The following is a 19,905-nucleotide window of genomic DNA, read 5'->3' as shown; positions in this document are numbered from 1 at the left end:
CGATCGCTGTATTTGTGCTGCTTCTTAAATCGGGATATTCTTTTATTGTGCCGTCTCGCCTGGAAAACTATGCTTGAAGCAATTTTATTTGACTTGGACGGGACTCTCGTAAACACTGACCCAATCCATTACAAGGCTTGGCAGGAAATATTGAGAAACTACGGTTTAGAAATTGACGAAACTTTCTACAAAACCCGGATTAGCGGACGACTTAACCCAGTTATTATTCAAGATATCTTGCCGCAGCTGTCGATAGCAGAAGGCGAACAATTAGCAAAAGATAAAGAAGCTTATTTCCGGGAATTGGCACCAGAACTAAAGCCGCTGGATGGACTTTTGGATATGCTGGCATGGACGGAGGAATTGAAGTTGCAACGAGCTATTGTTACAAATGCTCCGCGTAAGAATGCCGAATTCATGCTCAAAGTTTTGGGCTTGACAGATGCTTTCGCTAAAGTTGTTTTAGCTGAAGAAGCAACAGCGGGCAAGCCTGACCCTGCTCCTTATCAACTGGCTCTGAATCATTTTGGCATGAGTGCCGAACAAGCGATCGCATTTGAAGACTCTCCCTCTGGCATTCGTTCATCTGTAGGCGCAGGAATTACTACAATTGGCATTGCCTCCACCCACGACCCCAAGATTCTCGACGCATCTGGGGCATTATTCACTGTTGCTGATTTCACATCTTCCCAGTTGTGGACGTGGCTGGTTTCTCCCTCTTGACCCCTTCCCCACCTTGCCTACTATGAGGCGACCGCCTCATAACCTATCCCAAGGGGGAAGCAAAGACTTTAGCCGCAGCGTGCTTAGTGCCGCCATCAATGGCTAAAATTCAAGACATTATCTACTTGAATCCCTCCGCCATCTAAAGAATAGCTAGCGTTTTGACCTTAAAGACTACTGATTATTGCTGCGGTTTTCCCGACTATCCCCGGTGCGGTTCACACTAGAAGGAGCCTCCGGATTACCTGGGGGTATAAGTATATCAACCTCGTGGAGTGTCAAGTTAGCCGAAGCACGCACGGGCGTACCATCAGGCAGAAACATGGTCAGTTCGTAGGACAATTGTTGCACAAAGCAACGCAAGTATTCCTGAGCGCCCCAAGTAAACAGATAGACTGGTGGAACCTCTTGACCATCGGGAAACTCAACAGCTTTTTTCAATTTGTTGATGTACCAGAGAACGCTTGTGCCTTCTTCGTAGGTATCAAACAGGATATCTGAGATGGTGAGCTTGTAAGGATCAATACTTTGAAAGCTGACTTTGGGTAGTCCCTTCCCAGTCCGCGCTCCTTGAGAGGCATTAATTTGAACGCTTCGATTGAAGGATAGTTTGGTGGGATTGAACATAAATTCGATGGTATCCACACCCTGCGCTGGAATCTTGGGAATAAGTTTGGCTTTGACTAGGCGAGTAGTGGACATAATATTCTCCTAAGTAATGCTACTGGCATTTTTTTTTTAGCGGTGCGACATTCAAATGTTTGAAACTGCCTATGGCTTTCCTAATTCAGTTATTATTAAAGGCAAAGTTAATCCGATTTTTGCAAAATCCAAAATGGTATAACTTTACCAAGGCAGGCGACCGGAGTAGTTGTTCCCTCTACGCTCTCGTTCTATCTCCAACCGTTGCTTTATAAAACTGTAAATTTCACGAGCCAAAATCTCCAGGTTATCAACTCCTTCGTCTTCTGAGAAATCTTCGTCTGACTGATGCGCCTCTACTTTGCTACCACCAGATGATTCCATCAACTGTCTAAGAGCTTCCATCCCGGATGCTGATGTGCGCCCGGAGGTATTGGAATATGCTTGGATAACACCGTTCGCCCTATCGGTATGTGGGGAATCAACTGTTGAGTAAGAGTTTCTGGAATCTGACGAGGAAATAATCGGCTCTTGCCAACCCCTCTCCTCTAAGAGGGGTTGTACAATCATTGAGTTGCTTGAGTCTGATGTAGCCTCGCCTATTAAATCGGCGATGCTAGACCATGATGTGGGTATAGTTTTAGCGATCGCAGAATCTTTTGCTAAGGGGATTGAAGATTGGTTGGATTCTGGTAAATCTCCCGCCTGTTGCGATCGCAATTTTTCTTCAAAGGAGGAAGAAACGCTTCTTTGAATTGTCGGCTTTACTTCCGAGTCGCCAAATTCTTGTCCCTTATCCCCTTCCTCTGGCATTCTCTGGATACGCCCAGGTAACTTTGAAGGCGAGAGCAAGGATTCTTCAACGTTAAGAGTTGTCTGTTCTGGAAATTTGGAAACGAGCAAATTGGATTGAGTTAATGGGCTGAGGATGGATAGATTTGTCAAAACTGTAGGCAATTGAGGGATTTCTTCAATCTGCTGGCGAGGCTCTATTTCCCCTAAAGGTTGGACAATATTGGCTTGTGTATTGGGCGTACTTTCTGACACCTGTTTGTTATCTGTGGCAGAAGATATGGGTGCAGCTTCTTCCACCTTGTCAGCCAAATCTTCCCTAGCTGTTGGCACCTGGGATTGTGCAGACAACTGGTTATCTAACAGAGGTTGTACAACGCCCATTTCGGTATTCGTTGTAATTTTTGACACCTGTTTGTTAGAAGTGTCAGAGGATATGGGAGCGATCGCTTCCTCTACCCGAAGATCCGAATTTTCATGCAGTTGAGTCGGTATCGGTACAACAGAAGAAGGTGCATTGATTTCTGAAACCGCTTCTTCTGTTGCCTTCCTGGGTTCCTGTTCCGATAGAAGTTGTACAAGCGGAACATCTGGTGTCGTGACAGAAGATGCCAGAGAAGGGGCTGTGATGTCTGATTGGGTAAGCGTTTTCTCAGAAGCGATCGCTGGCATTTCTACCGATTCTACCTTCCGGCTTACAGAAAACGGCATCGGTTCCGTAACGTTTGACAACACTGCTACCTCACTCGTTTGTTCTGCGGCTGGCTGTAGTGGTAAGGGTGCTGCGTCTGGTGTAGTTTCCCGCTCAATTCCTTCGGTTGTAGCTGGTGTTTGAGTTTCTAATTGCGCTTGTACTTGAATTGAGTTTGTTGTCGTAACTTGCGGCGTTTCCTCTGGCATTGTGACAGAAGCTAAAGCTCCGAGTTCTGACTGAGCCTCATTTACTTTAGAAGCTACTTGTGGTGAAGTTCCCGGCTCAATTCCTTCAGTTTTTGTAGTTAGTATTTTACTTTCTAATCGTGGTTGTCCCGTTGTGTCTCCAATCGTAACTTCCGGCGTTGTTACGGAGGCAAATGCTTCTTTCTCTTGAGTTGCTTCCGAAGCTACTTTAAGGGCAATTACTGACTCAATTCCTCCAGCTTTTGTAGTTGGTGTTTCTTTAAACGCTTGTACTTGAGCTACGTCTGCAATCGTAACTTCCGGCGTTTTTGCTGGTACAAATTCTACTTTTTGCTGAGTTACTTCATCAGCTAGTTCTGGTGCAGCTATTGACTCAATTCCTTCTGTATTCTCAACTGATATTTTACTTTCTAATCGCGGTTGTACCGTTGCGTCTGTAATCGTAACTTCCGGCGTTGTTGCTGGTGCGAATTCTTCCTTCGGTTGAGTTGTTAGATAATTTACCTCTGGTGCAGTTCCTGACTCAACTTGTTCTGCGTTCTCATCTGATATTTTACTTTCTAACCGCGGTTGTACCGTTGCGTCTGTAATCGTAACTTCCGGCGTTGTTGCTGGTGCGAATTCTTCTTTCTCTTGAGTTACTCCCTCAGCTATTTGTGGTGAAGTTACTGTTAATGACTCAATCTCCTCTGTATTCTCAGCCGATATTTGACCTTCTATTGCATCTGCGAACGTAACTTGTGGCGTTGTTGCTGGTGCGAAATCTTCCTTCTCTTGAGTTACTTCATCAGCTACTTGTGGCGCAGCTACTGACTCAATTCCTTCAGTTTTTATAGTTGGTCTTTCTGTTTCTTTAAACGTTTGTACTTGGGTTGCGTCTGTAATCGTAACTTGCGGCGTTATCGCTGGTGCGAAATCTTCCTTCTCTTGAGTTACTTCATCAGCTACTTGCGGTACAGCTACTAACTCAATTTTTTCTGTGTTGTCAGTTGATATTTGACTTTCTAATCGCGGTTGTATTTGCGTTGCGCCTGTAATTGTAACTTGCGGCGTTGTCCTTGGTGCGAATTTTACTTCTTCTTGAGTTACTTCCGCAGCTACTTGTAGTGAAGTTACTGTTAATGACTCAAGTCCTTCTGTTTTAATAAATTGTGTTTGTTCTTCTAATCGCGGTTGTATTGTTGCGTCTGTAATCGTAACTTCCGGCGTTTCTGAAAGCGTGGTAGAAGAAGGTAGAGTTGCGAATTTTTCTTCCTCTTGAGTTGTTTTTTCTATTACTTCTAGTGCAGACCCTGTGTCAATTTCTTCAAAGTTATCAGGTTCTGTTTTACTTTCTTTAAACGCTTGTACAATTGTTGCGTCTGTAATCGTAACTTCCGGACTTATGGTTGGTGCGAATGCTTCTTTCTCTTGAGTTATTCCAGAATTTACTTGTGGTGCAGTTATTGACTGAATTACTTCAGAGTTCTCAGTTGATATTTGACTTTCTAATCGCGGTTGTATTTGAGCTGCGTCTGTAATCGTAACTTGCGGCGTTGTCGTCGTAGGGTCGAATTCTTGTTTCTCTTGAGTTATAGAAGATAGTTCTGGTAAAGTTATTGGCTCAATTACTTCACGGTTTCCAGGTTGTGGTTTACTTTCTTTAAACGCTTGTACGATTGTTGCATCGGTAGTCGTAGCTGGCGGCGTTGTCGCAGGGTCGAATCCTTGTTTCTCTTGAGTTATAGAAGCTACTTCTAGTGCAGTTATTGACTGAGCTACTTCAGGGTTGTCAGCTGATATTTCACTTTCTAACCGCGGTTGTATTTGAGTTGCATCTGTAGTGGTAACTTGTGGGGTTTCCTCTGACTTTGTGACAGAATCTAAGGCTACAAATTCTGACTGAGAATCTGTAATTTCTTCTGCTGCTTTTGGTACCGCTAAGGTTTCTTGTCGTGTAATTCCCGACTCAATTGCTTCGGTTGTATTTGGTGTTTTACTTTCTAATCGCGGTTGTATTTGAGTTGCTTCGGTAGTCGTAATTTGCGGCACTATCGCTGGATCTAATTCTTGTTTTTCTTCAGCTATAGAACCTACTTGTGGTGCAGTTATTGACTGACTTACTTCAGGGTTGTCAGTTGATATTTGATTTTCTAAACGCGGTTGTATTTGAGTTCCGTCTATAATCCTAACTTGCTGCGTTGTCGCAGGATCGAATTCTTGTTTTTCTTGAGTTATAGAAGCTACTTGTGGTGCAGTTATTGACTGACTTACTTCAGAGTTGTAAGTTGATATTTGACTTTCTAATCGTGGTTGTATTTGAGTTACTTCGGTAATCGTAGCTGGCAGCATTTCCGAAAGCGTGGTGGTAGAAGACAAAAGGCCGGAATTGTCTTCCTTGCCTTGATTAATCTTATAAGTTACTTGCGGTGTAGTTACAGGCTTAATTACTTCTGCCCTCGAAGCTGGTTTTTCGGTTTCCAATCGAGGTTGTATTAGCGTGGATTCTTTTAGCTGCGCGACGACTGGTGGTGCTGCTGCTGACGTAATGCCATCAGAGGCTGCAACCGATTTACTCAACTGTGAGGCTTGGGATTCGGCGAAAAAGGGTGAATTGTCAAATGGATTGTCCGGCGGCACTTCATCCGGCATTTCACGGGAAAAAAATACCGAAGGATCAAATGCTGTAATTGCCCTTGCTCCCAGCGGATAGAGAAATTTCCGGCTAATGAAATTTTGTCCTAATGGATTAGCTGGAAGCAAGGGATTTTTGAAACCAAGGGGTTCCTGGGATGTTGTTTCTCCATTGGGAAGATTGTTATGGGGGTGGGTGTCTTGAATTTCCGCCATATATTTGTGCTAATTACTAGGCGAAGTATCCCAATTTATCGCGTCCGCCAGAAATCGAGGAGCCGCCAGCACGGGAGTTATCAACTTGCAAACTTTCGTATGCTAGAGTCAACTCTTCAATAGCCACTGTGCCAGAATCGGCGTTTAATGCTGGTGCTTTCCAAGAAACCGGAACGGCACCGATTAGCGTCCAACACTGCATCGTTTCTCCTGCCTGGTTAAAAACTAGAATATTGACGTTGCGGCGTTCTTTTTTCGGCAAATTATTACCTTTATTGCGTCCAACATCGCTCAATATTTTACTAATCCAATTCCAGAAGGTTAAATCATTTGTGATGCCACGTTTGAGCGTCACATCAGAAAATTCTGCCTGACCCAGAATAATTCTCTGTTGGTCGTTGACACCACCTTCCAAACGTTTTTCAGCTTTTATAGTGACACCCAAGCCTTGGCACTCTGTGAAACAGGCAGTAATGTTACTCTGAATTTCTACATAAAAGCGATTGGCTGTAACGTAGTTCAGTTCGCGAGTGCTTGTGCCATTTTTATTCTGTCCGTTATTCTGATTTGACACAGATGGCTGTGATTGTGGCAATGGAAGTGCCATCAAAATTATCCTCCTTAGTTTCTACTGCGTTCTCGTTGACGGCGCAAATCTTCAATCATCAGTTTGTATACTTGGTCGCTAAGCTGTCGCAGCAGTAGAGGATCTTGCAGAACTTTAGCTGCTGTCTTTGAAAGCGCACTTCGGGAGTGTTGTATGCTCTGATTAGCTACAGCATCCTTCTGCGCCTCTGGAAAACGATAATTTACCATAACCAAAACCCAAACCTTACTGCTATTTTATGCCTCTACCTTAGTGCCGATCAGTAGCGGAAAGTCGAATTTGAGCTAAATTAAGAATTTTTAATTTTTAATTTGGTGGTAGCGGTTGCAAAGGCACCAGGCCTGCTTTACTTAGCAGGCGTTGTGCTTCGCGGGTTCTCAGTAGCTCAGCAAACTTTTGACCGACCGGGGGACGACTGTTATCTCCAGAATAAACTACAGCAATGGGATATCCCAAGGGATAGCTTCTATTTCTGAAAACTTCGACGTTAGGGCGATAACTTCCTTTATCATCGCACAAGTCTGTTGTGGGATTTACGGGATTACCGTTGTCTTGAATTAAAGCCTGTACCGCCGTCTTATTTTTATCTATTAAAGCCAGAGGATAAGCTGAACATTGACCGAAAACTTTGCTGAGCGTACCAAAAGCAATTCCCCCAACTTCATCATCCTCGAAATCTCGAATCACCTGTCGCAGAGTCTCAAAAGTGGACATCTGTTTAATTTCTTGCGCGTACGGATTTTTAAACAAAGGTGGTGGCTGCTCGCCTTTTTGAATTAATCTTCTAAATAAAGCAATTTCTTGGTCATTTTTGAGGACTCGTTGCTCAAAGATTCGTACTGCCTCAGTTTCTTTGGGAATATAAAGTCTTACTGGTATATCGGGGCCGCCTAGCTGTTTCCAGCTTGTAATTTCGCCTGTGTAGAGTTTACGCAATTGCTCAAAAGTAATCTGCCCTTTTAAAGCCTGTGGAAGGCTCTTATCCCTTTTGGCATAGCTGAAGGCAACAAACACTACCAAACCATCATAGGCAACTTCTTTCGATTTCAGCTCTGGTGCCAATTCATTAACCAGACCGGAGATGGCAAAGTTTGCTTTTCCGGACATTACTTTTGCTATTGCTGCTTCTCCTGAAGGCTCTGGTTGATAATTTAGCTGTAATTTTGGCTGACGTTCTAGGAGCTTTTCTTCTAAAGTTTTATCCTGGGATATTATGTTTGCGTGTCGCAGTATATAGCTCCAGGTTCCCGCTTCTTCCGCTGTGTAATTAAATTTACCACCAGGAATAGCAGAGATGTCCTTGATGCAGCAAGTTAGAAAGTCGTTATCGGTAAGATTTCCGGCTTGGGATTTGGGGATTAGCGCCCAAACAAATATTCCTAACAAACTCAATCCCAGGATACCAAAGAGCCAGTAGGGAGGGCGACGCAGCTTGGCTTGGTCGTCTTCTGGTGACGCTGTTTCTACAACTAAAATATCAATATGTTGATCTGGGGGCAATTTCAATAGAGCGAGTCGCGCTTCTTCGGCACTTTCAAAAGTCACATCTAGCCCGATAAGACGAAGGATAAACGTCTTCAGGTGAGGCTCTACGGGAGGCCATTGTCGCTCATCTCTGGGGTCAATAAGCTGATGGGAAGGGTCAAGCGATCGCCCTACCAACAGGTAAAAGCCCACATATCCCAATGCTACTAAATCTTGGGCAGGCATGGGAATAATGATTTCGGTGTTTGGCGGCTCAAACAAGCGTTCCCAGAGAGCCAAGTCGCACAGATGTATAAAAAATTTCTCCTTGTCTCCTACGTATAGCAAACTATCAAGGCTGATATTGCCATGAGCCATTCCCTGCTGCACCTGGCCGGAAGGCAGGCTAAACTTTTGACCGTGGAGAGATTCCAGGGTTTGCAACACTTGGTTGAGAACTAGGCGCACTTGCCAACTGGTCATCGCACCACTGGCGGACAGGTAGGCGCTGAGGGTTGGGGATGTATCTAAATTGCCGTTGGTAATGAGGTAGCAGCGTTCCTCAAGCCCGTCAGAAATGGCATCCCAAGGCTGACGCAGGCGCAAATCCTGAACTCTTCCATCTGCTAGACTCAAACCTGCTACTAGCTCAAAGGTTTGCTTGCGCTGGCGGGTTTCTTCTTGGCTGAAGGAACGGTTGGGGAGCAGGTATTCTTTAATGACAATCGGCTGCTGATCGGAAAGTTGGGTTCCCTGGTACAGACGGCCCATACCGCGCTTTCCGACTAAAGTTTCTACTCGATATCTGCCGCGCCGTCCCCGAATTTCACTTTTTTCCGGTAAGGTAGCTGGAAAACCGCATTCTAAACAATACTTGGCTGTTGGCTCTCGCTGGAGGGTCTGTTGCGGCAAGTTACAGGCTAAGGGATCGCTATACTTGCAACGATAGTATCTGTAGTGGGATTCAATTGAGTAGTGGGATTCAAATGAGTGGACTGGCGCGGTAAATTGTGGCGGTGCGTCAACAAGGGCGGTTTGTTCTTCTGGGGTTGGCGGATCTAGTTCGGTTTTGATTTCATCAACTATTGGTGCCAGCCATTGGTATCGGCTTAACCAATTGTATTGGGTAAGCCTGATTGGAGGTGCATTTCTGCTCAGATACTCTCTAAGTAAAATTTTGGGAATGTTTGTCAGCGCCACCGAAAACTCTCCGAATAATAAATAGGTGGACTATGGGATTTTAAATTTTGGATGAAAGGATTTTAAATTGGTTATTAGTAATAGTTTTTTCTCCTCTCCAATCCCTCGAACACGAGTCCCGCTTGTGAATCTCCGATTTTGCCGAAGCTGTTGCTCAAAATATCTCCTCAATTTGTTAAAGTAACATTGATTTAGCGCGATGGAAATATGGATTTATGGCAAAAGAAGAAGTTACAAAACTTTTCAAAGCTGTTCAAGCTGACCCGGCTTTAAAGGAGAAGCTTAACTCTGCACCTAATTTGGAAGCATTTGTCAAGATGGCTGAAGAATCTGGCTATAGCTTCACCGTGGAAGAATGGAATGCGGTTACTGGCTTTGTTGTGGAAGAATTGGAGGGTGAATTATCAGAAATTCCTGGGTTGTAAATTTTCAAAGGATGTATACAGTTATTAGCGATCGCTTTCTTTAAAGATTATATTTTTATTTAAGCGATCGCTTCTTTCTTTCCTTTACTAGCTTATGCCTTTAAAGAAGGAATATGGGGTTTTTAGCTGAATCTCTCATATTTAGCGAGATCAATAATTTTTCTAGTGTTACATATTGTTTTGAGGTAGTAGTAAACACCCTAATAAAATTTAACGTTCTACATCTTTCTAAAAAATGAAATTTGAAATATCTGTCATCTTTAAGAAGTAAGCGATCGCATCCTCTCCTTACACCCAGCCTTTCACTTCCGTATCCGTCAGAGGTCTTTCTAGCTTTACATATTCGCTCTTGGCAGCTTGTAAAACGTGTTTCATACCCACAGCCTCCCCCGCATCAGCTGCGATAAAAGCTGCATTCAAAGCAATATTGCGGATGTTACCGCCAGCGACATTCAACTGTGCCAATTTACGTGCCTCTAGCCCCTGTGTTGGTGTTTTACTGGGAAAGATGCGTTGCCATATTTCGGCTCTCTGATTAGCATCAGGGAAGGAAAATTGGACGATAAAACGAATCCGGCGCAGAAAAGCTTGATCCAGCGAACCTTTTAGATTGGTGGTGAGAATTGCCAAACCTCGGTATGATTCCATACGCTGTAACAGGTAGCTGACTTCAATATTGGCATGACGGTCGTGGCTGTCTTTGACCTCAGAACGCTTGCCGAATAAAGCATCAGCTTCATCGAATAGCAGAATTGCCCCACCAGCTTCAGCAGCGTCAAATACGCGCCGCAAGTTCTTCTCTGTCTCGCCGATGTATTTGCTGATGACGGAACTCAAGTCAATGCGGTAAAGGTCTAGCCGCAATTCTCCAGCTATTACCTCTGCTGCCATTGTTTTACCTGTACCGCTGGCACCAGCAAATAAAGCGCTGATGCCTAAGCCGCGTCCGCCTTTCCCGGCAAATCCCCAACTTTCGTAAACCCTGGCGCGTTGGCGGACGTGGGCGGCAATATCGCGCAGAACTTGGCGTTGTGTCTCTGGCAATACTAGCTCATCCCAACTGGCTCCTGGGATAATCGGTTGAGCCAGGTCATTGAGACGCGATCGCGCTTGAATGCGGCAAGTATCCCATAATTGATTGTGAATCGGGGATTCTGCTTCTGCCTGAGTTGCAAGCTTTCCTTTTGCTTCTGCACAAGCAGCGTAAATTGTGGTGGCGCTGAGGGTGAAATGGGAAACTAAGGTTTCGACGTGTCCGTTTAAGCTAATGGCTGCATCGCCCAAGGCAGCTTGCCAAATTGCTCGCTGTTCGTTCGGGGTTGCTTTGGGAACTTCAATGGCGATTAGGGGACGCTGACGTTGTTTGCGGCGATCGCGACTGATAATTACCAATGGAGAACGGATGCGCTCTACCATAGTTGCGATCGCGCTTTCTCGCAGTCCCTCCCCTGCATCGGTTTCGTCCCATTCCAGTAACAGCACACTATTACTCAAAACAGCTTCCCGTTCCCACAGTCGCATTAGGTTATTAAGTTCGTTGATGCCAGTGGGAACAGTGCTGGCAAAGATGGCGTTCAGATTCATTTCTAAAAGTTCGCAGGCTTTCAAAGCGATCGCTTGCATACTGGCAACGTCGTCGCCACACAAACAGATAATCGGTAAAACCGCTTCCTGTGATGCCTCAACCCATGTCTGAGCAAGCCTTTGAGCTAGTTGATGGTGCGACGGCACTAAAATGTTAACAGCGGCGACAGGCTCCACAATGCCCATCAGTCGCTCATCGAGATGCTGCACGCCAGCAATATAGTGCAGTATCTGCTCGTCAATTCGCAGGGGTGCAGTGGTGAGTGCATTCCCCGATCCAACTTCAAGCAGCCGCCACCGACGTAAAGGAGCGTTAGGCGTTAAAGCACTCCATTCCGGGTTTGGTAAAATTGTTAGAGCCAAACTAAAAGTAGGATACACCCGCTCTTGGACACCTTGAGCGATCGCGCACAAGCTAGCCCAACTAGCATCAAGTTCCATCCCAACGCACAACAGCAGCACATCCCGCTCAAAATCCGACAGCCCAAAAGTTGTGCAAAGCTTCTCCAATGCCCCATGAGGCGAAAGCCCATTTCGAGGCGAAAAATATTCTTCCTCCTGTTCCTTGTCCGGCTTCCCTTGCGCCAGCCGCGCTTGACGTTGTAACGCTTGATGCACCGGAGCCAGTGCTGCCATCAAGGAGTGCTGGTTAGCTTGCTGCAAGTTGTTAGTAGCCGTGACATTCATGAAATTATTACCTTCGGACTAATAAACTGCTGAAATGTTGGGCTGCCCTTGTCCATATCTACACTCAGCAGACTTTCTGCCCCATCTACGTGCAAACGCACCAGATACTCCCCAGGCTTCACATCTCGCACCGGAACAGTCACCAGGTTAGTATCATTTCGACGTGGCAAGGCATCGAAAAGATAAGCCACAGGATTATTAATTGACCGTTCATTCAGCGCCATAACCACTCGCTGCTTGTTGCCAATGGTGACATTGACTTGCACTATCACATCAGCTGAGTGCAACTCATCTCTACTTTCTTGTATATTTGAGACGCTAACCTCTGTTATGGTTGGACGCAGCACAAAAGGTGCAACATTTGACTCCACACCGCGTTGGAGACTTCGCTGTAAGCTTAATGTTGGTGTCGAGTTGCCTCTAGAAGTTGCTGCTGACTCAACTCCCATCGATACTGCTTCTGTCCCGGTTGAGATGCGGTGAATCACCTGCAAACTTTGTACACCTGCCTGTAGGGAAGAAGCAGGGAACGAGGAGAGGGACAAGACAATCTGGTTATCCTGAACCTCTGAGGGTGTCACCTCCACCTCACCCAAGCGCACTTGAGTAATACTACTCTTCAAATGCTTACCCCATATCACCAATGTGCTGTCTGCCGAGATCGGCTGAAACCTTCCAGCTTGGGACACAACCCGATCTATCACTGGCTGATTTGGGAACGGCATCACACCGCTAAAGTTGTAGTCGCGCACTGGTAGCGCTTTTTGGGCTGACTCTTCCCCTTCGATTATCACTACAGTAGCGCGGTAGGCGACTGACAGGGTGTAGGGAGTTTGAAAGAATACCGACCAAACTTTGGATAAATCTTCTAAAGATAGATCCATCGGCACAAAGTCAATTTCTTCTACCTGTTCGGAGAGGTTAGAGTCAGCCAAGTAGGTAAAGTTAGAATCGGCGATTGTGTCCCAAATCATCTCCTGTGTCAAAGTCGATTGATCCTTGAGGGTACGGACTACGCTGCCTAAAAGTCGTTGCGGTTCTAACTCAACTTCATTGCCATAGAAACTGATCATGTAATGCAAATCTAAGGCATTGTGCGATCGCTTGGCCATTTCTCCTTTACGGTTGCGATTCCGCACATCAGCGTTGTTTCGCCACACGGAATTGAGCGTCACTTGATAAAGATACAGATTCACTCCTGTTTCTGGCGTGCCACTCCCCAAGTTACTAGGTCGTACCATTGTCACTCTTGCGCCATCTACGTCTACTTGTACTACAGCCTGCAAAGTTCTTTGCAAGGCAGCGGTGACAGTAGCGATCGCTAAGTAATTGCTCATAAAATAGCTTTTAGCAGTCAGCGGTAAGCTTTTAGGATAGCTTAGTTTATTTTTCTCGAAGTTCAGCCAAGACTAAAATTTTAGTTTCTAAACGGATGGTTAATCTCTTGCCTTAAGCACTAACTAATCCAAGTTTTAAGGCTTTTACAATTGCTTGTGTGCGACTCGTGACACTTAATTTTTCAAATATAGCTGTCAGGTGAGCTTTGACTGTAGCAACTGTGATGTAAAGATGCCGGGCAATTTCTTCATTTGAAGATCCTTCAACTAACCAGTGTAGAACTTCTTGCTCTCGTTCAGTTAGGTGAATAGCTTTACCTGCGCTCAACGAGCGCCCTGCATAAAAGTTAAACAAACGGAAAAAGCAGGTTGCAACTTCTGGCGATAAATACACTTCTTCTTTCATTACTGTGGTAATTGCTTCACACAGTTGGGTAGCTACGCGATCTTTAAACACATAGCCGCAAGCACCTGCTTGCATTGCTCGAAATACCCATTCGTCTTCCCGATGTCCTGAGAGAACCAGCACTTTCCCTTTATAGGACATTTCTCTGAGACTCAGCAAGGCAGTAATTCCATCCCCTGGTGGCAATTCCATATCCAGCAAAATCATCGCTGGTTTTTGTTCTACAGTTAATTTTAATGCTTGCTCTACACTAGCAGCTTCGCCAACAACATCGAATTTTAAAGAGTCGTTAGTACCTAAGAATCCTAGTAAAGTTCTTAACCCTTGACGAAAGCGTGGTTCATCATCCACTAACAAAATAGAAATTGGCTGGTTATTCATGGCTCATTAGTTATCGATAAGATAAGAGTTGGAACTTTTCAATCCAACTTTCAACCCTTGACGGGCAACAAAGAACTGACAAAATTTGTTTTTAATTATTTCGAGGTAAAATAAACGAAAATTGTGCGCCGCCGACTGAGAGATTTTCTACCCAAATGCTCCCTTTATGGTCGAGGATAATTTTTTTAGCGATCGCTAGCCCCAAACCTGTACCACCCGGACGCTTAGAGTAGAACGGTGTAAATACTTGTTTCAGGTCTTCTTGGGAAAGTCCGCTCCCGCGATCGCTCACTTCAACTATCACTTCCATTGCAAAAACTTGCCAGTTGCAAGTAACTACCCCTCCTTCCGGACTAAAATGAATTGCATTACTTAACAAGTTGTCAAAAACCTGCTTCATCTGCCACCGATCCAACGCCACAATCACAGGTTTATCCGGATAGCAGATATCTACTTGTTTTTCCTCTAACCACGGTTGCAAACCCTGAATGCTGTCAGATAAAATTTCCCGCAGGTCATAAGGCGCTACGCGCAATTTTGCCTGCTGTCCACAGTAAACCAAATCTGTTAAATTAGCACTCAAATCATCCACAGTTTCCCGAATAATCGTAGCCTGTTCTTGCAAGCCTCCAGATTGCAACCCCCGGCATAAATTTTCCGAATAAAGACTAATCAGTGCTAAAGGATTTCGCAGTTGATGTTCTGCACGGCGTAACACTTGCTCAAGTAACTGAATCTCAGCTTTTTGACGAGAACACTCGCGAAACATAGCCAAGTAGTGACTAAGTAGTTGAGCTTGTTGCTCTATACACTCCTGCTGATGAACAGATAGAGAATATTCGCTCCATAGCATTAGATACTCAGGCCTAGAGCTATGCTGACTAAGAGCGCAAACATAAGCATTGTAGGGACATGGTACCGTATCCCGACGCGGGGTAAATACACGCGCGATCGCATCTGGCAACCAATCTTCCCACCACACCACAGAAAGGGGATGGGGAAAGCCTGCGTAAATACTGCCCTGCTGCTGTGTATAATGAGCAACAAATTGGCGCATCCCCGTATCAGAATCCTCGTAGACAATCCAAGCTGCCACAATCGGCACTTGCACCGCTAACTGTTCAATATGCAGCTTGCAAATACTTCTAACATCGGCAGACGACGGTGTACCCAGTGAACCGATTGTGGAGGTAGGTGGACGCACCTCGCGAACCAACTTTTGTATACCAACCTTCATCTGTAACTCCCCGACATACACGATAAATCAGCAGTGTGGAATAGGGTGCAGCACCCAGTAGGGCATTCAGCCTGCGGAACTTGTCATCATCCCTGAGAAGTAAATGACTCATCTAGCTTAGTCCCAGAGTTCCGTAAATACGCGTATTTACACACAATTTTTAAAGTTTCGACCAAAGTCTAATAAACACTCTAGATGTGTCTACCTAATCTAGACCTATACAGCCTAAGCATCTATCTAGTCTTATGATCCCTGCTACTGCCCAGACTTTGGCAGAAATCCTGGCTGGCGGGACTTCTCTGCTCAATACAGAGCAAATAGATTTCAACCACCCTGGTATGCGGCAGGATATAAGGCCAGCGCTGAACCTGTACTGCTACAACATCGGGGAAAACGGTCAGGTAGACCGCAGGCTTAACCCGGAAAAAACGCATACAGGCACTCTTAACGGTTCCCCCTTATGGTTTGATATCTCGTTCCTGGTGAGTGCCTGGGACTGTACCGCCTTGGGAGAACAACGTCTACTCTCAGAAGCATTAACAATGCTGTTGCCTCATCGCCCGATAGCAGAAGAGTTGCTGGTTCCAGCACTACGCGGTCATGGCAACTTGTCAATGATTGTTTCTGCCATTGGCTTTATTGAAGCAGCAGCTTTATGGAGTGCGCTGGGTGTCCCATTACGTCCAGCCTTATATGTGACAGTGACGGTTCCCTTCACCTTACAAGAACCGAACACACCTAAAGAAGTAGTAAAGAAGCGAGAAAAAGTTATGAGTTTTGAATTCAAAACTCATAACTCATAACTCCTCGCGCCCATTACCCCCCACCCAAAAAAGGAAGACTACGCCATGCCGATGGATTATTTTGCTCCTGGTGTCTACGTCGAAGAAGTAGACCGTGGCAGCCGCCCGATTGAAGGCGTAAGTATGAGTGTTGCTGGGTTTGTTGGCTTTACCGAAGATGTACGCGGTGATGCCGAACTGTTCAAACCCATGATGATTACCAATTGGAGCCAATTCCTAGAATATTTTGGCAAACAAGGCTCCGATGGTTACACAGATTTCAACGCCTATCTCCCCTTTGCCGTCAATGGCTGGTTTATGAACGGCGGTGGACGCTGTTGGGTGACTAGCATTGGTACCAAACTCCCCGGTTCAGAACCACCTGCACCAGAGGAAACAGCCACAAAGCTTAGAACCTCTGGAAATCGTCCCTCTTTGATGTTTGCTATTAAGCCATCGGAAGGCGAAGAGGATGACAGCTCAGCTCTTGCCTTATCCGGTGGACGAGTCAATGTTTCAATCCTCCCCGATGAACCCAAAGCCCCTGAAGACCCAGAGGCAGAACCCCCCCTCAACACAGGGGAATATTTTAAAGTCATTATTAGTCGCGGTGGCGAGAAACTCGAAGAGTATACCCACCTGACAATGAACCCGGATGTCGAGGCGCAAGTCGGTACCTATGTCGTCACTGCAATCAATGAAGGTATCGGCGACCAGCAGGCATCTCAATTTTTGTCCGTAACCGATATGTCCACCAGTGGGCAACCCTTGTCTCGGCGACCTGTCAACGGCACCTATGAAGTCAGCCCTCCACCCGTCATTTCTAGCCGCGAGCGCTTTCCACGGGATGTGAATGGGGCGCGTGATGACCGCACGGGCGTACAAGGGATTTTTGAAATTGACGAAGTTTCCATGATTGCTTGTCCAGATTTAATGCTGGCATACCAACGCGGTCTGCTGGATTTGGATCAGGTTCACGGCATCATGGAAATGATGGTTAGTATGTGCGAAAACAACGCACCCAGCCCCAACTACCGCATGGTAGTTCTCGACCCGCCACCTTGCAAGGGAGGCGGTGAGCCTGTACCCCCTGAGCAACAAAAGCCTCAGCACGTAGCTCAGTGGTTAAATAACTTTAATCGTCGTTCCATGTTCGGGGCGTTGTATTATCCCTGGATTAAAGTGGCGAACCCACGCAATGCCGGACGACCGATTTTGGTTCCCCCCTGCGGTCACATGATGGGGATTTGGTGCCGCACCGATGAGACTCGTGGCGTTTTCAAAGCACCCGCCAACGAAGTTCCTCGCGGTGTCTTGGGTTTAGCCTACGAAACTAACTTCCGCGAACAGGAACTGTTGAACCCTGTGGGGATTAACTGTATCCGCAACTTCGCAAACTACAACCGAGGCTTCCAAGTTTGGGGCGCACGCACTCTGGTAGAACCCGCTAATGTCCAGTGGCGCTATATCAGCGTCCGCCGTCTGATTAGCTACATCGAGCGCTCGATTGAAATCGGTACCCAGTGGGTTGTGTTCGAGCCTAACGATCAAGATTTGTGGGCGCGAGTTACCCGCACAGTTAGCAATTTCCTCGAACGGCTGTGGCGTGCAGGGGCGTTGTTCGGTGGTTCGCCTGGTGAATCCTTCTACGTGAAGTGCGATGCCAGTATCAACACCCACGAGACAATAATGCTGGGTCGTCTGTATGTCGAAATTGGTGTCTGTCCAGTCCGACCAGCGGAATTTGTGATCTTCCGCATCAGTCAGTGGTCTCCTAACCAGTAGGTTAGAGTCGTTAGTTTAGATATCAGCCCTAGAGCTGATATCTAAACTGAATATTGAAAAAATTTGTAAGGAGGTTTTGAACAATGGCTATTATTACAGTTGAGAATTTTGAATTAGAAATCAAGGGAGTCGGTGACGGTCTACAGTTTAAAAGTGTTGACTTGCCAGCTTATAAGACTGACGTTCAACATGGTGATGCCCTAATGTCAGGTGCCAAGGGCTCTGTACGGCAGACTCTTACTAAGAAAAGGGAAGCAGCGGTTCAAATCACTTTAGTAACCCTAGCTAGTGGAGATGCAAAAAGCACTAGCTCGCTGATGAGAAAGTGGCTGTTACAGTGTATGCCAAAAGCAGAGGATGGTGGGGGGTTTCCCACGAGCGCCAGGATGGCAGAAGGCGTAATTAAATCCTATAACTCAGCCGGTGAAATGGTGGATTCGTGGAAGATGAGCGGAGTTTGGATTTGTAAATATCAAATCGGGAAACTCAGTGCAGACGGTGGGTTGCTTGAAGAGACCTTTACGCTACAGGTTGACCAATTCGATCCAGCTTGATCTATCTAAGTCTGGGTGTTTGAGACAATACTCTTAATTTTGTTCGCTTTAAGAAGTGATCGCAATCATTTCTTGGTACTTTGTAATCGATTGGAAGGTTATTTATGGCTGATGCTGTTGAGTTACTATCTAGTGATAACTACGATGTAACAATTGGTGATATCAAAGACATCATTATCAAAGAAGTTAGTGGAATGTCAGTAGATATGTCCCCAAAGGGTGCTGATAATGCCATCGGTTCTGGCCCGAAAGGAAAATCGCTGGTTCTCAGTGTTCCGAGTCAACCGAAGTATGGGGAGATAACGCTAGTTTTAGTGCCAGGAGCGCATCAGGGCGGAAATGACGATAAGCTTTGGGAGTGGTACAAGGATTGTGCCTCGAAAGCAAACCTTGGGGAAGCTGCAAAAGCGCGAACTTTACGTAAAGAAATGACAATTAATGTCTATTACTCCGGTTCAGAGGGGAAGGTGGGGTTAACGTACAGCTTTGTAGGGGTGCTTCCCAATAGTTTTGATGTTCCTAAGCGGGACGCAGGGAGTAGCGAACTGGAAACTTGGACGCTTAAGCTTAATTACGAGCGGATGAAGTTTACTGTATCGGCGTAGAAAGAATATACTCAATGTAAAACTGCTCTGGTGAGATGCGATCGCGCTCCATTTCACCAGTCAGTGATTTATATAATAGAAAGTGAATTGGTTGTAAGGCGGTATCAACTGTGACAGACTTTCCTGAAATTCTCACAACTTGCCGATTTTACCTGGAACTAAAACTCGATGGAAGCAATGATGCGGTAGACGGCTATTTTATGGATTGTAGCGGTTTTAAGTCTACCCAACAGGTGATAGAAATCTCCGAGGTGACACCTCAGAAGTGGGGCAAAGATGGAGAATCTCAGGGTCGAGTTGTCCGAACAAAAATTCCTGGTAATGTTAGTTACAGCAATATTACCTTGCGCCGGGGTCTGACTTGTTCGATGACGTTGTGGAACTGGATTCAGGCTGTGCAGGACGGAAATTGGGGTAAACAACAGCGCGATGGCTCTTTAGTAATCTATAATCAGGCAGCCCAAGAGCAGTTTAGATTTGAGTTTAAACGAGCATGGCCGACTAGCTATAAAATTGCAGATGTTAATGCTGTTGGGGGCGATATGGAGATTGAAGAGATAGAAGTGACTGTTGAAGATTTAAAACGGATTAATGTAGTAACGAATGATTCAAACTGAGTTTGAATTTACTTTGCCAAAGGGGTATCTCGATAGTGATGGCAACATTCACCGCAAAGGCGTAATGCGTTTGTCGAGAGCAATGGACGAAATTGTCCCCTTGCGCGACCCTCGCGTTAAATCAAATCCTGCTTACGCTACAGTAATTATTTTAGCCCGCGTGATCGTTCGATTGGGAGCCTTGGAAGAGGTTACGCCTTCAGTTGTTGAAGGTTTTTTCGCTTGTGATTTGAATTATCTCCAAAAATTTTATCGTCAGATTAATGAACTAGAGCAGGAAAATGCTGAGTCGAAAGTGGTGACAAACCCGTTACCCAATCCTGCACTGACTCCTGATTTTGAGTAACC

The 19,905-nt window shown here is 45.6% G+C and carries 17 protein-coding genes; 8 read left to right on the top strand and 9 right to left on the bottom strand.

Features of this window, described 5'->3' with window-relative positions:
- The first annotated feature begins 69 nt into the window (after positions 1-69).
- Entirely contained in the window at positions 70-723 is a 654-nt protein-coding gene (locus NDI42_RS08420) for an HAD-IA family hydrolase (protein ID WP_190458172.1), read from the top strand.
- 174 nt (positions 724-897) lie between these two features.
- On the opposite strand, the gene NDI42_RS08415 is transcribed toward NDI42_RS08420, so the two are convergent.
- The 5 genes from NDI42_RS08415 to NDI42_RS08395 all read right to left on the bottom strand — a co-directional run bounded on the left by NDI42_RS08415 (position 898) and on the right by NDI42_RS08395 (position 9,157).
- Entirely contained in the window at positions 898-1,425 is a 528-nt protein-coding gene (locus NDI42_RS08415; RefSeq protein ID WP_190421251.1) for a CIS tube protein, read from the bottom strand.
- 144 nt (positions 1,426-1,569) lie between these two features.
- Positions 1,570-5,886: a hypothetical protein gene (locus tag NDI42_RS08410; protein ID WP_190458072.1), complete on the bottom strand. Its 4,317-nt coding sequence runs from the start codon at positions 5,884-5,886 to the stop codon at positions 1,570-1,572.
- Positions 5,887-5,902: 16 nt separating this feature from the next.
- The gene (locus tag NDI42_RS08405) at positions 5,903-6,493 is read right to left on the bottom strand and encodes a phage tail protein (RefSeq protein ID WP_190421255.1); all 591 of its coding nucleotides are present in this window, start codon (positions 6,491-6,493) and stop codon (positions 5,903-5,905) included.
- A 14-nt stretch (positions 6,494-6,507) separates the two neighbouring features.
- Positions 6,508-6,702 carry a hypothetical protein gene (locus tag NDI42_RS08400; RefSeq protein ID WP_190458070.1) on the bottom strand — a complete coding sequence of 65 codons (195 nt, stop codon included), beginning with the start codon at positions 6,700-6,702 and terminating at the stop codon, positions 6,508-6,510.
- Positions 6,703-6,799: 97 nt separating this feature from the next.
- On the bottom strand, positions 6,800-9,157 hold the full coding sequence (locus tag NDI42_RS08395; RefSeq protein ID WP_190458068.1) for a substrate-binding domain-containing protein: 2,358 nt from the start codon (positions 9,155-9,157) through the stop codon (positions 6,800-6,802).
- 215 nt (positions 9,158-9,372) lie between these two features.
- Here NDI42_RS08395 and NDI42_RS08390 point away from each other — a divergent pair, with 215 nt between their 5' ends.
- Positions 9,373-9,582 carry a Nif11-like leader peptide family natural product precursor gene (locus tag NDI42_RS08390; protein WP_190421259.1) on the top strand — a complete coding sequence of 70 codons (210 nt, stop codon included), beginning with the start codon at positions 9,373-9,375 and terminating at the stop codon, positions 9,580-9,582.
- Between the two features lie 288 nt (positions 9,583-9,870).
- Here the strand turns inward: NDI42_RS08390 and NDI42_RS08385 are convergent, their stop codons facing one another.
- The 4 genes from NDI42_RS08385 to NDI42_RS08370 form a co-directional block, all read right to left on the bottom strand.
- The gene (locus tag NDI42_RS08385) at positions 9,871-11,853 is read right to left on the bottom strand and encodes an ATP-binding protein (RefSeq protein WP_190458067.1); all 1,983 of its coding nucleotides are present in this window, start codon (positions 11,851-11,853) and stop codon (positions 9,871-9,873) included.
- On the bottom strand, positions 11,850-13,190 hold the full coding sequence (locus tag NDI42_RS08380) for a Pvc16 family protein (RefSeq protein ID WP_190458048.1): 1,341 nt from the start codon (positions 13,188-13,190) through the stop codon (positions 11,850-11,852). The genes NDI42_RS08385 and NDI42_RS08380 overlap by 4 nt, the downstream gene beginning before the upstream one ends.
- A 112-nt stretch (positions 13,191-13,302) precedes the next feature.
- Positions 13,303-13,977 (bottom strand): response regulator, encoded by a 675-nt coding sequence (locus NDI42_RS08375; protein WP_190421265.1) that lies wholly within the window; start codon positions 13,975-13,977, stop codon positions 13,303-13,305.
- Between the two features lie 91 nt (positions 13,978-14,068).
- Positions 14,069-15,214, bottom strand: coding sequence for a sensor histidine kinase (locus tag NDI42_RS08370; RefSeq protein ID WP_190458046.1), 1,146 nt, complete (start codon positions 15,212-15,214; stop codon positions 14,069-14,071).
- A gap of 245 nt (positions 15,215-15,459) precedes the next feature.
- Here NDI42_RS08370 and NDI42_RS08365 point away from each other — a divergent pair, with 245 nt between their 5' ends.
- The 6 genes from NDI42_RS08365 (at position 15,460) to NDI42_RS08340 (ending at position 19,903) form a co-directional block, all read left to right on the top strand.
- Positions 15,460-16,017 carry a Pvc16 family protein gene (locus NDI42_RS08365; protein ID WP_190458044.1) on the top strand — a complete coding sequence of 186 codons (558 nt, stop codon included), beginning with the start codon at positions 15,460-15,462 and terminating at the stop codon, positions 16,015-16,017.
- 45 nt (positions 16,018-16,062) lie between these two features.
- Complete coding sequence (locus NDI42_RS08360; RefSeq protein ID WP_190443951.1) at positions 16,063-17,781, top strand: phage tail sheath family protein; 1,719 nt, start codon at positions 16,063-16,065, stop codon at positions 17,779-17,781.
- A gap of 83 nt (positions 17,782-17,864) precedes the next feature.
- Positions 17,865-18,335: a phage tail protein gene (locus NDI42_RS08355; protein ID WP_190421274.1), complete on the top strand. Its 471-nt coding sequence runs from the start codon at positions 17,865-17,867 to the stop codon at positions 18,333-18,335.
- A 104-nt stretch (positions 18,336-18,439) separates the two neighbouring features.
- Complete coding sequence (locus NDI42_RS08350; RefSeq protein ID WP_190421276.1) at positions 18,440-18,940, top strand: phage tail protein; 501 nt, start codon at positions 18,440-18,442, stop codon at positions 18,938-18,940.
- A 110-nt stretch (positions 18,941-19,050) separates the two neighbouring features.
- Complete coding sequence (locus tag NDI42_RS08345) at positions 19,051-19,557, top strand: phage tail protein (protein ID WP_190458043.1); 507 nt, start codon at positions 19,051-19,053, stop codon at positions 19,555-19,557.
- Positions 19,544-19,903 (top strand): hypothetical protein, encoded by a 360-nt coding sequence (locus NDI42_RS08340; RefSeq protein WP_190421281.1) that lies wholly within the window; start codon positions 19,544-19,546, stop codon positions 19,901-19,903. Before NDI42_RS08345 ends, NDI42_RS08340 begins: the two co-directional genes overlap by 14 nt.
- The last annotated feature ends 2 nt before the right edge of the window (positions 19,904-19,905 follow it).

The sequence above is a fragment of the Funiculus sociatus GB2-C1 genome (genome assembly GCF_039962115.1).
GTDB lineage: Bacteria > Cyanobacteriota > Cyanobacteriia > Cyanobacteriales > FACHB-T130 > Funiculus > Funiculus sociatus.
Note: the sequence above shows the minus strand (reverse complement) of the source record. Positions and strands in the feature narration are given on the sequence as shown.

Excerpts from the sequence above, each read along its gene's own strand:
- NDI42_RS08420 (WP_190458172.1), top strand. The coding sequence starts at position 70 with ATGCTTGAAGCAATTTTATTTGACTTGGACGGGACTCTCGTAAACACT.
- NDI42_RS08415 (WP_190421251.1), bottom strand. The coding sequence starts at position 1,425 with ATGTCCACTACTCGCCTAGTCAAAGCCAAACTTATTCCCAAGATTCCA.
- NDI42_RS08410 (WP_190458072.1), bottom strand. The coding sequence starts at position 5,886 with ATGGCGGAAATTCAAGACACCCACCCCCATAACAATCTTCCCAATGGA.
- NDI42_RS08405 (WP_190421255.1), bottom strand. The coding sequence starts at position 6,493 with ATGGCACTTCCATTGCCACAATCACAGCCATCTGTGTCAAATCAGAAT.
- NDI42_RS08400 (WP_190458070.1), bottom strand. The coding sequence starts at position 6,702 with ATGGTAAATTATCGTTTTCCAGAGGCGCAGAAGGATGCTGTAGCTAAT.
- NDI42_RS08390 (WP_190421259.1), top strand. The coding sequence starts at position 9,373 with ATGGCAAAAGAAGAAGTTACAAAACTTTTCAAAGCTGTTCAAGCTGAC.
- NDI42_RS08385 (WP_190458067.1), bottom strand. The coding sequence starts at position 11,853 with ATGAATGTCACGGCTACTAACAACTTGCAGCAAGCTAACCAGCACTCC.
- NDI42_RS08380 (WP_190458048.1), bottom strand. The coding sequence starts at position 13,190 with ATGAGCAATTACTTAGCGATCGCTACTGTCACCGCTGCCTTGCAAAGA.
- NDI42_RS08375 (WP_190421265.1), bottom strand. The coding sequence starts at position 13,977 with ATGAATAACCAGCCAATTTCTATTTTGTTAGTGGATGATGAACCACGC.
- NDI42_RS08370 (WP_190458046.1), bottom strand. The coding sequence starts at position 15,214 with ATGAAGGTTGGTATACAAAAGTTGGTTCGCGAGGTGCGTCCACCTACC.
- NDI42_RS08365 (WP_190458044.1), top strand. The coding sequence starts at position 15,460 with ATGATCCCTGCTACTGCCCAGACTTTGGCAGAAATCCTGGCTGGCGGG.
- NDI42_RS08360 (WP_190443951.1), top strand. The coding sequence starts at position 16,063 with ATGCCGATGGATTATTTTGCTCCTGGTGTCTACGTCGAAGAAGTAGAC.
- NDI42_RS08355 (WP_190421274.1), top strand. The coding sequence starts at position 17,865 with ATGGCTATTATTACAGTTGAGAATTTTGAATTAGAAATCAAGGGAGTC.
- NDI42_RS08350 (WP_190421276.1), top strand. The coding sequence starts at position 18,440 with ATGGCTGATGCTGTTGAGTTACTATCTAGTGATAACTACGATGTAACA.
- NDI42_RS08340 (WP_190421281.1), top strand. The coding sequence starts at position 19,544 with ATGATTCAAACTGAGTTTGAATTTACTTTGCCAAAGGGGTATCTCGAT.